The sequence below is a fragment of the Actinokineospora cianjurensis genome (assembly GCF_003663795.1).
Classification (GTDB): Bacteria; Actinomycetota; Actinomycetes; order Mycobacteriales; family Pseudonocardiaceae; genus Actinokineospora; species Actinokineospora terrae.
This window is the reverse complement of the sequence record NZ_RCDD01000001.1, coordinates 744,100-755,860: the sequence shown is the minus strand read 5'-3', so window position 1 is coordinate 755,860 and position 11,761 is coordinate 744,100. Positions and strand designations below refer to the sequence as shown.

Genomic DNA, 11,761 nt, shown 5'->3' with positions numbered 1-11,761 from the left:
GCGCGCCATCACCGCGCGGGGGTGGAACAACCGCCGCCTACGATCGCGTTGACACCAGTGTGACCGGGCGGCTCCGTCCGGCGAAGGTCAATGGAGGGCAGATGCCTGCGGAAGCGGACCAGATCCGAAACCTGATCATCGTCGGCTCCGGACCCGCGGGCTACACCGCGGCCGTCTACGCCGCGCGCGCCCAGCTCGAGCCGCTGGTGTTCGAGGGCTCCCAGTTCGGCGGCGCGCTGATGACCACCACCGAGGTGGAGAACTTCCCGGGGTTCCGCGACGGCATCATGGGCCCGGACCTGATGGAGCAGATGCGCGCCCAGGCCGGTCGCTTCGGCGCCGAGCTGCGCGCCGAGGACGTCGACACCCTCGAGCTCGACGGCCCGGTCAAGTACGTCGTCGCGCACGGCACCCGCTACGCCGCCAAGGCCGTGGTGCTGGCCATGGGTGCCGCGCCGCGCTACCTGAACGTGCCGGGCGAGCAGGAGCTGCTCGGCCGCGGCGTCTCCGCCTGCGCGACCTGCGACGGTTTCTTCTTCCGCGACCAGGACATCGCCGTCGTCGGCGGCGGTGACTCGGCGATGGAGGAGGCGCTGTTCCTCACCCGCTTCGGCAAGACGGTGACGATCATCCACCGGCGGGAGGACTTCCGCGCCTCGCGGATCATGCTGGAGCGGGCCAAGGCCAACGAGAAGATCCGCTGGCAGCTCAACTCCGCGGTGACCGAGGTGCTCGGCGACGGCAAGGTGCAGGGCCTGCGCCTGCGCGACACGGTCACCGGCGAGGAGTCGGTGCTCGACGTGTCCGGCTTCTTCGTCGCCATCGGCCACGACCCGCGCAGCCAGCTGGTCGCGGGCAAGGTCGACATCGACGACGAGGGCTACGTGCTCACCGAGGGCCGCACGACCTACACCAACGTCGACGGCGTGTTCGCCGCCGGTGACCTGGTGGACCACACCTACCGGCAGGCCATCACCGCGGCCGGGTCCGGCTGCGCCGCCGCGATCGACGCCGAGCGCTGGTTGGCCGAGCACGGCACCGCCGCGGCGGAGGTCGCGCCCGAGCTGGTCGGCGGCGGCTACGCCCCCACGAACTGACCCCACCCCAACCCACCCCGAGGGAGCCACCCAGATGGGCGCCAACACCGTCACCGTGTCCGACAAGTCCTTCGTCGAGGACGTGCTGCAGAGCGACAAGCCGGTCATCGTCGACTTCTGGGCGACCTGGTGCGGTCCGTGCCGGATGGTCGCGCCGGTGCTCGAGGAGATCGCCGCCGAGTACTCGGAGAAGGTCACCGTCGCCAAGCTCGACATCGACGCCAACCCGGGCACCGCCCGCGACTACCAGGTCCTGTCCATCCCGACGCTGATCGTCTTCCAGGGCGGCCGCGCGGTGAAGACGATCGTCGGCGCCAAGCCCAAGTCGGCGTTGGTGAAGGACCTCGAGGATTACCTCGGCTGAGCAGGCAACCCGGAACCGGGGTCCGTGCGTCTCGTCAGATGACACAGGGGCCCCGGTTCTCGCGTGGTGGGGCGACCCGCCCGCCATCCCAGCGGGGGAACCGAACACCGGCAAGGCACAATGGGTGACCTGTCGGGTCGCGCACCGGTCACCCGGTGCCCAAGACGAGAGCGAGGGTGCATGCGGGTACTGCGCCGCGGCGACGAGGGACCGGCCGTTGCCGAAGTTCGGTCCACGCTGGCGGCGTTGGGCCTGTTGCCCCCGGTCAACGGGGTCACCGACCAGTTCGACCACGCCGTCGAGCACGCGGTCCGGGCCTTCCAGCAGCACCGCGGCCTGATCACCGACGGCCTCATCGGCCCGGCGACCTACCGCGCGCTGCGTGACGCCACCTACCAGCTCGGCGGTCGCCCGCTGGCGTACCTCGTCTCCGCGCCGATCACCGGCGACGACGTGGCCACCCTGCAGGAGCGGCTGCTCGAGCTCGGCTACGACGCGGGCCGGGCGAACGGGGTGTTCGGCGCCCAGACCGAGGCCGCCCTCCGCAACTTCCAGCGCGACTACGGCCTGACCGTGGACGGCATCTGCGGCCCGGAGACCATCCGCGCCCTGCGCCAGCTCTCGCCGCGGGCCCGTGGTGGCCGCCCGGTGCTGCTGCGCGAGCAGGAGCGCGTCCGCCGGTCCGGGCCGCGGCTCACCGGCAAGCGCATCGTCATCGACCCCGGCCACGGCGCCAACGACACCGGTGTGTCGGTGGACGGCGTCAACGAGTCGGAGCTGATGTGGGACCTGGCCCGCCGCCTGGAGGGCCGCATGGTCGCCACCGGCATGGAGGCGCTGCTCTCCCGCGGCCCCGACCAGTGCCCGGACGAGTCGGCCCGCGCCCAGTTCGCCAACGAGGCAGGCGCCGACCTGGTGCTCTCGCTGCACTCGGACGCCAACGCCTCGCCGCTGGCCCAGGGCCTGGCCTGCTTCCACTTCGGGTCCGGCAACGGCACCGCGACCTCCACGCTCGGTGAGGCCATGGCCGGGCTCATCCAGCGCGAGCTGACCAAGCGCACCGGGCTGCGCGACTGCGGCACCCACCCGAAGACCTGGGAGCTGCTCCGGCTGACCCGCTGCCCGGCGGTCCGCATCGAGATCGGGTACCTCAGCAACACCGAGGACCGCACCCGGCTCACCGATCCGGCCTTCCGCGACGTCGTCGCCGAGGGGATCGTGGTGGCCGTGAAGCGCCTCTACCTGCTCGGCGAGAACGACCAGCCCACGGGCAGCTTCACCTTCGCCGACGTCCTCGCGCACGAACTCGCCAAGGCCGAGTAGTCGAGTAGCGCAAACGCTTTCCCCCAGGTCACACCCTGTGCCGTCCACCGCCGGTGGACGGCACAGGTGCGTCTAGGGCGAGCGCTGCAGGACCGGCGATGCGGTGCTGATGGAGACGGTGCCCAGGAGCCGTTCGAGGGCGGCCTCGACGTCTTCCTTCCAGGTGATGCCGGTGCGCAGTTCCAGGCGCAGGCGGGGCCACCTGGGGTGCGGGCGGACCGTCTTGAAGCCGACGCTGGTGAGGAAGTCGGCCGGGACGACGCAGGAGTGCTCCTCGTCCTGGCGGGCGGCGCCGAACGCCTCGACCGCGCGGACACCGCGGCGGGTGAGGTCCTTGACCACGGCCTGCACCAGCATCCGGCCGAGCCCACCGCCGCGGAACTCGGGCAGCACGTGGAAGCCGGTGAGCACCACCGCGTCCGGGCTGATCGGCGAGGTGGGGAACGCCGAGGCGCGGGGGACCGCGTTGGGCGGGGCGTAGAGGACGAACCCGACCGGGAGCTTGTCGCTGTAGACGACCCGGCCGCAGGAACCCCAGTCGAGCAGGACGCTGGAGACCCAGGCTTCCTTCTCGAGCTCGGTGGTGCCGAACTCCTCCGCCTGCTCCTTGAGGTGCGGCGCGAGTTCCCAGTAGACACAGCCCCGGCAGTGCTTGGGGAGGTGCTCCAGGTTGTCCAGCGTGACGCCGACGACGCGTCGCGACACCCCAACCTCCCGTGCTCGCGGAGAGTTCTCGCGCGCCCGCAGGGAGGACGCCGATTGACCCGACCCAGAATAGGGCGATGTGACCTGCGTCGGAACCGCAGGGCGCAATCTCAGGGGTAAGTCACTCCTCTGGTTACACTGTTTTCGCTGGACCACCCCCTGGGAGCCACCCATGAGCACCTCCGGACCGTCGCCCGATCGGCTGGGCGCCCGCAGTCTCGACCCGCACCTCGGCCGGTACGCGGCCCGTGCGGAGGGCATGACGGCATCCGAGGTCCGAGCACTCTTCGCGGTCGCCAGCCGCCCCGAGGTGGTGTCGCTGGCGGGCGGCATGCCGAACCTGGCCGCGCTGCCGCTGGACTTCCTCGCCGACCAGATCTCCTCGATCGTCGCCGAGGACGGCCTGGTCGCGCTGCAGTACGGCTCCGCGCACGGCGTCCCGGTGCTGCGCGAGCAGATCTGCGAGGTCATGGCCCTGGAAGGGGTCACCGGCCACCCGGACGACCTGGTGGTGACGGTCGGCTCGCAGATGGCCCTCGACCTGGTGACCCGGATCTTCATCGACCCCGGCGACGTCGTGCTCGCGGAAGGCCCCTCCTACGTGGGCGCGCTGGGCACCTTCGCCTCCTACCAGGCCGATGTGCGGCACGTGGTGATGGACGAGCACGGCCTGGTCCCCGAGGCGCTGCGGGCCGCGTTGGCCGCCGCCGCGCAGGCGAACCGGCGGGTCAAGTTCCTCTACACGATCCCGAACTTCAACAACCCCGCTGGCGTGACCCTCGCGGTGTCGCGGCGGGCCGAGGTGCTCGACATCTGCGCCAGGCACGACGTGCTGGTCATCGAGGACAACCCGTACGGCCTGCTCGGCTTCGACGGCCAGGTCTACCCGGCGCTGCGGTCGATGGACTCGGACAACGTGATCTACCTCGGCTCGTTCTCCAAGACGTTCGCCTCCGGCTTGCGGGTCGGCTGGGCGCTGGCGCCGCACGCGGTGCGGGAGAAGCTGGTGCTGGCGGCGGAATCGGCCGCGCTGTGCGCGCCCACGCTGAACCAGCTGGTCGTGTCGCGCTACCTGGCCACGCACGACTGGAAGGGCCAGATCAAGTCGTTCCAGACCATGTACCGCGACCGCCGGGACGCGCTGCTGGCCGGGCTCGAGCAGCACATGCCCGCCGGGTGCACCTGGACGAGACCCGATGGTGGGTTCTTCGTCTGGCTGACCGTCCCCGAAGGGGTGGACACCAAGGCGATGCAGCCACGCGCGGTCACCGCCCGGGTCGCCTACGTGCCCGGCACCGGCTTCTACGCCGACGGGTTCGGCAGCAGGCAGATGCGGCTGTCGTTCTGCTACCCGCCGCCGGAGCGGATCACCGAGGGCGTGCGCAGGCTGGCCGGGGTGCTGGCCGACGAGCTGGACCTGCTGCACACCTTCGGCCCGACCGCGAGCCGGTCGCTGTCCGGCCCGCAGACCCCGGCACCCGACACCGCCTGAACCGCAGAACCCGGTCCCACTCGCGCGTGTACCTTCGGGTCCGCCGCGCGTCCGCTGTGCCGCCACAAGGGAGATCACCGTGTCCGACCGCTGGGTTGCCGTCCTCGCCGGGGGTTTGTCGCACGAGCGCGACGTCTCCCTGCGCTCCGGGCGGCGGGTGTCGGCGGCGCTGCGGCAGGCCGGGCTGGCGGTGGAGGAGTGGGACGCCGACGCGGGCCTGCTGCCCCGGCTGCGGGAGCACCGGCCGGACGCGGTGGTGATCGCGCTGCACGGCGGTGAGGGCGAGAACGGCTCCATCCAGACGATCCTGGAGCTGCTGGACATCCCGTACGTGGGCACGGACGCCGGGTCGTGCAGGCGGGCGTGGGACAAGCCGACCGCGAAGTCGGAGCTGCGCCGGGCCGGGATCCTGACCCCGGACTGGGTGGTGCTGCCGCAGAGCGCGTTCCGCGAGCTGGGGGCGCAGCCGGTGCTGGACGCGATGGTGCAGCGGTTGGGCCTGCCGATGATGTTGAAGCCGGACCAGGGCGGGTCGGCGCTGGGCGCGCAGGTCGTGCGCGCGGCCGCGGAGCTGCCGACCGCGATGGTCGGGTCGCTGGCCTACAGCGACGCCGTGCTGGCCGAGGAGTTCATCGACGGCGTGGAGGTCGCCCTCACGGTGGTCGACGGGCCCGGGGGACCGGAGGCACTGCCCGCCGTGGAGATCGCGCCCGCGTCCGGCGTCTACGACTACACCGCGCGCTACACCGCCGGGCTGACGACCTTCCACACCCCCGCGCGGCTCGACGACGCCACCGCGGCGAAGGTCGCGGAGCTCGCCGTGTCCGCGCACGAGTTGCTCGGTCTGCGTGACGTGTCGCGGACCGACGCGGTGGTGAGCGCGACCGGCGAGGTCTACTTCATCGAGGTGAACCTGTCGCCGGGGTTGACCGAGACCTCGCTGCTGCCGATGGCGGCGGAGGCGGCGGGCCGCTCACTCGGCGCGATCTACGCCGGGTTGGTCGACCGCGCCATCAACCGCTGACAGCACCGTTTTCGGCAACCGTCACCGTGACGTATCGCCCTGGTGTGGTTCCCTGCGGCGAACTCATGTCTGATTTATCCCATTTTCCGCCATCATGTCGACGATCCGCTCGAGGTCGTCCACCGAGCCGAACTCGACCACGATCCGGCCCTTGCGCTTGCCCAGCTCGACCTTGACCCGGGTGTCGAACCGGTCCGAGAGCCGGTTGGCGACGTCCTGGAGCCCCGGCGCGTGGATCGGCTTGCGCGGTGCGGGCTTGGGCCGGGCCGGGGGAGCGCCCTTGGCGAGGGTGACCGCTTCCTCGGTCGCCCGCACCGACAGCCCCTCGGCCACGATCCTGGTCGCCAGCTCCTCCTGGCTGCCCGGGTCGTCGAGCCCGAGCAGCGCGCGGGCGTGCCCGGCGGAGAGCACCCCGGCGGCCACCCGGCGCTGCACCGGCAGCGGGAGCCGCAGCAGCCGGATGGTGTTGGTGATGACCGGCCTGCTGCGCCCGATCCGGCTCGCCAGCTCCTCGTGCGTCACCGCGAACTCGTCCAGCAGCTGCTGGTACGCGGCCGCCTCCTCCAGCGGGTTGAGCTGCACCCGGTGGATGTTCTCCAGCAGCGCGTCGCGCAGCATCGCGTCGTCGGCGGTCTGCCGGACGATCGCCGGGATCCGGTCCAGCCCGGCCCGCTGCGAGGCGCGCAGCCTGCGCTCGCCCATGACGAGCTCGTAGCTGTCCGCGCCGAGTTCCCGGACCACGATCGGCTGCATGAGGCCGAACTCGCGGATCGAGTGCTCCAGCTCGGTCAGCGCCTCCTCGTCGAACGCCTGCCGCGGCTGCTTCGGGTTCGCCGTGATCGCGGCGGTCGGGATCTCCCGGTACACCGCGCCCGCCACCACCTGGGGTGCGGACGCGGTGTCGACGGACTCGCCGTTGCGCGCCGCCGGGCTGGGCAGCTTCAGCCCACCGGTGGGCACGCCGGTCGGCGGTCCCTGCGGGATGAGGGCGGCCAAGCCGCGCCCCAACCCGCCCTTGCGTCCAGCCGGTCCACTCATCGCGGCGCCTCCGCTCCTCGTTCGGCAACTTCACGGGCGGCGTCCAGGTAGCTCATGGCGCCGCGGGAACCGGGATCGTAAGCGAGGACCGACTGCCCGTACCCCGGCGCCTCGGAGACCTTGACGCTGCGCGGGATGACGGTGGTCAGCACCGTGCTGCCGAAGTGGTGCCGGACCTCGTTGGTCACCTGGTCGGCGAGCTTGGTCCGGCCGTCGTACATGGTGAGCAGGATCGTGGAGACGGTCAGCGAGCGGTTCAGGTGGGCCTGCACCAGCTCGATGTTGCGCAGCAGCTGGCTCAGCCCCTCCAGCGCGTAGTACTCGCACTGGATCGGGATCAGCACCTCCTGCGCGGCGACCATCGCGTTGACCGTCAGCAGGCCGAGCGAGGGCGGGCAGTCGATGAACACGTAGTCCGGGTCGAGCATGTCCAGCGCCTCGTCGGACAGCGCCTCCTTGAGCCGGGACTCCCGGGCCGCCATCGATACCAGCTCGATCTCGGCACCGGCCAGGTCGATGGTGGCGGGCACGCAGTAGAGCCGGTCGGACTGGTCGCTCATCTGCGCGGCCTCGGCCAGGCTCACCTCACCGAGCAGCACCTCGTACACCGAGGGGGTGCCGGAGCGGTGCTCGACGCCGAGCGCGGTGCTGGCGTTGCCCTGCGGGTCGAGGTCGATGACGAGCACCCGCAGCCCGTGCAGCGCCAGCCCGGCGGCCAGGTTCACCGCCGAGGTGGTCTTGCCGACGCCGCCCTTCTGATTGGCGACGGTGATGACCCGGCGGTGGGTGGGGCGGGGGAACATCTTGTCGGGGTGCTTCACCCGGGTGGCCCGGGCGGCTTCCTCCGCTATCGGGGTCCACCCGGCGACCGAGGCGGGGGAGGGCTGGGTCATCGTCAGCGCACCTCCCCGGCGGCTCCGGTGTTCGCCGCCTGTTTCACGTGGAACATCCTTGCTCCGATCTCAGCCTCGGTGTGCACCCTGATCCTTCCTCGCCCGACGGCCCGACCCGGCCGTGGACTGCACGCGTTCGATGAGCACCACGGTCGTCGGCACCTCGAGCACCTCGGCACCGCAGCTCTCGACCCTCGGCGCACCGCCCCCGACAGCGGCGACCTCGGCCCGGTCCCGGTCCACTTCCTCCGCGGCGCTCGCGCCCTTGAGGGCGACCAGCAGGCCACCCTGCCGGAGCAGCGGGAGACACCAGCCGGCGAGCTTGGCCAACGGGGCGACCGCCCGGGCGGTGACCACCTCCGCCCCGGACACCCGTGACCTGATCCCCGGCTCCTCGGCCCGACCGCGCAGCACGGTCACCGAGGACAGGGCAAGAGTCTCCACGACCTCGTCCAGCCACGCCACCCGCCGCGCCATCGGTTCCACCAGCGTCACCCGGAGGTCGGGCCTGGCGATGGCCAGCGGCACGCCGGGCAGGCCAGCCCCCGATCCGATGTCGACCACGGTGGCCCCCGGCGGGATGACCTCCTGGATCACCGCGGAGTTGAGGAGGTGCCGGTCCCAGAGCCGGTCCACCTCCCGTGGTCCGATCAGGCCGCGCTCGACGCCGTGCTCGGTGAGCAGCCGGGCGAACCGGTCAGCCACCTCGACCCGGTCGCCGAACACGTCCACTGCGACTGGCGGCCGCTCTGCTCCGGTCATACCCCATCCGATGTTCCACGTGAAACCTGCTCGATCCGATTGTCCCTGACGCCACCCACCGGAGCACCGGTGGCCCGTCGTGTTTCACGTGAAACAGCCAGGCAACGCAAACGCGGCCCGCCGGAGTCCGGCGGGCCGCGTCGAGGAGTGCGGGTACTGAGGATGTGCGGGTACTACTGGGGGAAGACCACCACGCGGCGGCGGGGGTCCTCGCCCTCGCTCTCGCTGTGCACGCCCTTGATGGTGGCGACCGCGTCGTGCACGACCTTGCGCTCGAACGGGGTCATCGGCTGGAGCCGGACCCGCTCGCCGCTGGAGACGACCTTCTGCGCGGTGGCCCGGCCGAGGTCGGCCAGCTCCTCCCGGCGGTCGGCGCGCCAGCCCGCGATGTCGAGCATCAGCCTGCTGCGGTTGCCGGTCTCCTGCTGCACCGCCAGCCGGGTCAGCTCCTGGAGGGACTCGAGGACGTTGCCGCGGGGACCGACGAGCTTCTCCAGGTCCTCGCTGCCGTCGATGCTGATGACCGCGCGGCCCGCCTCGACGTCGAGATCGATGTCGCCGTCGTAGTCGAGGATGTCGAGCAGCTGCTCCAGGTAGTCACCCGCGATATCGCCTTCCTGGACCAGCAGCTCCTCGGTCGAACTGGTGGCGGCACCCTCCGCCGCAGCACCACCGTCGGCGATCTTCTCCGCCGCCTGCACCGTTTCCGGCACGGTTCACTCCTCTCCAGGCCGAGGCCCGCCTCAGCGGTTCTTGCGACCTGACTTCTTGCTACGGGATCGGTCCGAGATCAGACCGGGAATCTGGGTGCCGCCCTTGTCGCCGTCCGCGCCTGCCTGGGTCGGCTTCGCGGCGTCGGGCTTCGCCGGGTCGGACTTGGCCTCGGGGGCGGACGCGGTGGCGCCGTCCTCGGGGGTGACCGGGGCGATGGGGGTGGCGGGCCGCTTGCGGGGCTGGGTCGGCTTCTGGCCGGGCTTGGGCGCGGCGGCGGCGCGCTTCTCCTGCGCGACGGCCTTCTTGGTGGCTTCCTCGGCGTCGATCTTCTTGTAGACGAAGCGCTGCTGCCAGAGGGTCCAGCCGTTGTTCGACAGCCAGTACATGATCAGGCCGATGGGGAAGAAGAAGCCGCCGATGAGCACGCCGAACGGGAAGACGTAGAGCGTCAGCTTGTTCATCATCGCGGTCTGCGTGGTGGCCGCGTCCGGGTTCTGCCGGGACACCGAGTGCCGCGCGGTCAGGTGGGTGAGCGCGCTGGCGAGCAGCATCAGCGGGATGGCGACCAGGACGACGGTGGTCCGGTCGACGCCGAACTTGGCCAGCTCCGTGGCGGGCTGGGTGATCCAGTTGCTCAGCCGGGCCCCGAACAGGTCGGCGTCGATGTAGGAGGCGACACCGCGCTCGCTGAAGAAGTAGTTCTCGGTCTTGCCCGGCTTGAACTCGCGCAGCACGTGGAACAGACCGATGAACACCGGGATCTGCAGCAGCATCGGCAGGCAGCCGCCCAGCGGGCTGACCCCGTGCTCGGCCTGGAGCTTCTGCATCTCCTGGGCCTGCTTCTGCCGGTCGTTGGCGTACTTCTTCTGCAGCTTCTTGATCTCGGGCGCGAACTCCTGCATCTTGCGCATGGAGCGGACCTGCTTGACCGTGGGCTTGAACATGATCGCCCGCAGCGTGAAGACCAGGAAGACGATGCTCAGCGCCCAGGCGATCGCGCTCGATTCACCGAACACGTGTCCGAACACCCAGTGCCAACACCACATGATGAAGGACACCGGGTAGTAGATGAAATCGAGCACAGGACTACTCCTCGGCGACTGTCTGCTCAACCGGGCTCGGCCCGGACTCGGTCTCGGTTCTCCTCGGCGGCACGGGGTCGAGGCCACCTGGGTGCCATGGGCCGCAGCGGAGTAAGCGGCGCGCGGCGAGCCAAGACCCGCGCAGCGCGCCGTGCACGGTCAGCGCCTCGACGGCGTAGGCGCTGCAACTGGGGTGGAAGCGGCAGGCGGGCGGCAGCACCGGGGAGATCCAGCGCCGGTACACCCGCACCGGGACGAGCAGCACCCTGGCCACCGGTCCCGGACGCGCGGCGGCAGCGCGGTCGTCCACCGCGGTCGCTCCACTCACGCCCCACCGCCATCGTCGGCACTGCTCGGTACGGCCAGCCGCAGCCTGCGGATCGCGGCGTCGAAGTCCTGGCCCAGTTCCGCGCTCGTCGCCGCTGCCGCAGGGGACAGCGCACGCACGACCAACGCACTGCCCGCGGGCAGAGTTCCGATCCGCGCGCCCACCACGTGCCGCAACCTGCGCGCCACCCGGTGCCGCACGACCGAGTTGCCCACGGCCTTACTCACGACGAAACCGACCCTCGGCGCCGCGGTGGTGCTCGGCGCCGACGGGTCGGCTTCGTGGGGTTCTGTTGCTGCCCCGGCCGTGATGGCGTGCACCACGAGCCTCGGCCGACCGGCGCGCCGCCCGCGCCTGGTCACCAGCCGGAAGTCCGCGCTGTTGGTCAGCCTGCAGGCCGCGGGGAGCACGGCGACCGACTGGGGTCAGGCCGACAGCTTGTCGCGGCCCCGGCGGCGGCGGGCAGCGATGATGGCGCGGCCCGCGCGGGTCCGCATGCGCAGGCGGAAACCGTGCGTCTTGGCGCGGCGACGGTTGTTCGGCTGGAAGGTGCGCTTGCTCACGGCTCGTTCTCCCGGTACTCATCAGCTCTAGCAGATCTGCCCGCCCCCGGCCGGTACGCGGCCGAGGACTGAAGGTCGCCGCGCGCGGGGCACACGGAACTCACCCGCCGCAAGCGGGAGACCAGTTGAGAGTACGCACCGACCCGGGCAGGCATCAAACCGGGGGTCGCCGGATGGGCTCCGACCTGGGCGGTGACCGTATCTTGTGGCCACCGACATCCGTTGTTACCGTGCGGGCTCCTGGTCGGCCGCGCCGGGGATTGGGAGCCCTGCCGCGCCGCCGCCACCGGGCCACTGAGTACCTTTGACCCCCCGGCACGGGTGTCCCCTGGGTCCGCCGTACCTTTCGTGCACAGTTGTGGACAACCCTGTGGAT

Annotated in this window: 14 protein-coding genes; 5 read left to right on the top strand and 9 right to left on the bottom strand. The window is 71.3% G+C overall.

Features of this window, described 5'->3' with window-relative positions; translation table 11 throughout:
- Positions 1 to 101 precede the first annotated feature (101 nt).
- The 3 genes from trxB to CLV68_RS03515 all read left to right on the top strand — a co-directional run bounded on the left by trxB (position 102) and on the right by CLV68_RS03515 (position 2,784).
- Positions 102 to 1,097 carry a thioredoxin-disulfide reductase gene (gene trxB, locus CLV68_RS03525; protein ID WP_121389143.1) on the top strand — a complete coding sequence of 332 codons (996 nt, stop codon included), beginning with the start codon at positions 102 to 104 and terminating at the stop codon, positions 1,095 to 1,097.
- A gap of 34 nt (positions 1,098 to 1,131) precedes the next feature.
- On the top strand, positions 1,132 to 1,461 hold the full coding sequence (gene trxA / locus CLV68_RS03520; protein ID WP_092786703.1) for a thioredoxin: 330 nt from the start codon (positions 1,132 to 1,134) through the stop codon (positions 1,459 to 1,461).
- A 180-nt stretch (positions 1,462 to 1,641) separates the two neighbouring features.
- Positions 1,642 to 2,784: an N-acetylmuramoyl-L-alanine amidase gene (locus CLV68_RS03515; protein WP_121389142.1), complete on the top strand. Its 1,143-nt coding sequence runs from the start codon at positions 1,642 to 1,644 to the stop codon at positions 2,782 to 2,784.
- 72 nt (positions 2,785 to 2,856) lie between these two features.
- Here CLV68_RS03515 and CLV68_RS03510 read toward each other — a convergent pair whose 3' ends face one another.
- Positions 2,857 to 3,489, bottom strand: a complete 633-nt coding sequence (locus CLV68_RS03510; RefSeq protein WP_121389141.1) for a GNAT family N-acetyltransferase — start codon at positions 3,487 to 3,489, stop codon at positions 2,857 to 2,859.
- A 172-nt stretch (positions 3,490 to 3,661) separates the two neighbouring features.
- On the opposite strand from CLV68_RS03510, the gene CLV68_RS03505 reads away from it, so the two are divergent.
- Both CLV68_RS03505 and CLV68_RS03500 read left to right on the top strand, forming a co-directional pair.
- Complete coding sequence (locus tag CLV68_RS03505; RefSeq protein ID WP_121389140.1) at positions 3,662 to 4,981, top strand: aminotransferase-like domain-containing protein; 1,320 nt, start codon at positions 3,662 to 3,664, stop codon at positions 4,979 to 4,981.
- Positions 4,982 to 5,060: 79 nt separating this feature from the next.
- Complete coding sequence (locus tag CLV68_RS03500) at positions 5,061 to 6,005, top strand: D-alanine--D-alanine ligase family protein (RefSeq protein WP_121389139.1); 945 nt, start codon at positions 5,061 to 5,063, stop codon at positions 6,003 to 6,005.
- 63 nt (positions 6,006 to 6,068) lie between these two features.
- Here CLV68_RS03500 and CLV68_RS03495 read toward each other — a convergent pair whose 3' ends face one another.
- The 8 genes from CLV68_RS03495 to rpmH all read right to left on the bottom strand — a co-directional run bounded on the left by CLV68_RS03495 (position 6,069) and on the right by rpmH (position 11,385).
- Positions 6,069 to 7,043 carry a ParB/RepB/Spo0J family partition protein gene (locus tag CLV68_RS03495; protein WP_121389138.1) on the bottom strand — a complete coding sequence of 325 codons (975 nt, stop codon included), beginning with the start codon at positions 7,041 to 7,043 and terminating at the stop codon, positions 6,069 to 6,071.
- Positions 7,040 to 7,936, bottom strand: coding sequence for a ParA family protein (locus tag CLV68_RS03490; RefSeq protein ID WP_121389137.1), 897 nt, complete (start codon positions 7,934 to 7,936; stop codon positions 7,040 to 7,042). Before CLV68_RS03490 ends, CLV68_RS03495 begins: the two co-directional genes overlap by 4 nt.
- Before the next feature lie 69 nt (positions 7,937 to 8,005).
- The gene (gene rsmG / locus CLV68_RS03485; RefSeq protein WP_121389136.1) at positions 8,006 to 8,698 is read right to left on the bottom strand and encodes a 16S rRNA (guanine(527)-N(7))-methyltransferase RsmG; all 693 of its coding nucleotides are present in this window, start codon (positions 8,696 to 8,698) and stop codon (positions 8,006 to 8,008) included.
- A gap of 173 nt (positions 8,699 to 8,871) precedes the next feature.
- Positions 8,872 to 9,381 carry a Jag family protein gene (locus tag CLV68_RS03480; RefSeq protein ID WP_245782774.1) on the bottom strand — a complete coding sequence of 170 codons (510 nt, stop codon included), beginning with the start codon at positions 9,379 to 9,381 and terminating at the stop codon, positions 8,872 to 8,874.
- A 60-nt stretch (positions 9,382 to 9,441) separates the two neighbouring features.
- Complete coding sequence (gene yidC, locus CLV68_RS03475) at positions 9,442 to 10,494, bottom strand: membrane protein insertase YidC (RefSeq protein WP_121389135.1); 1,053 nt, start codon at positions 10,492 to 10,494, stop codon at positions 9,442 to 9,444.
- A 4-nt stretch (positions 10,495 to 10,498) separates the two neighbouring features.
- A complete protein-coding gene (yidD, locus tag CLV68_RS03470) occupies positions 10,499 to 10,822 on the bottom strand; it encodes a membrane protein insertion efficiency factor YidD (RefSeq protein WP_092786683.1) in 324 nt (107 codons plus the stop codon).
- The gene (gene rnpA / locus CLV68_RS03465; RefSeq protein ID WP_121389134.1) at positions 10,819 to 11,232 is read right to left on the bottom strand and encodes a ribonuclease P protein component; all 414 of its coding nucleotides are present in this window, start codon (positions 11,230 to 11,232) and stop codon (positions 10,819 to 10,821) included. The genes yidD and rnpA overlap by 4 nt, the downstream gene beginning before the upstream one ends.
- A 15-nt stretch (positions 11,233 to 11,247) precedes the next feature.
- Positions 11,248 to 11,385, bottom strand: coding sequence for a 50S ribosomal protein L34 (gene rpmH, locus CLV68_RS03460; RefSeq protein WP_018684246.1), 138 nt, complete (start codon positions 11,383 to 11,385; stop codon positions 11,248 to 11,250).
- Between the last annotated feature and the right edge of the window lie 376 nt (positions 11,386 to 11,761).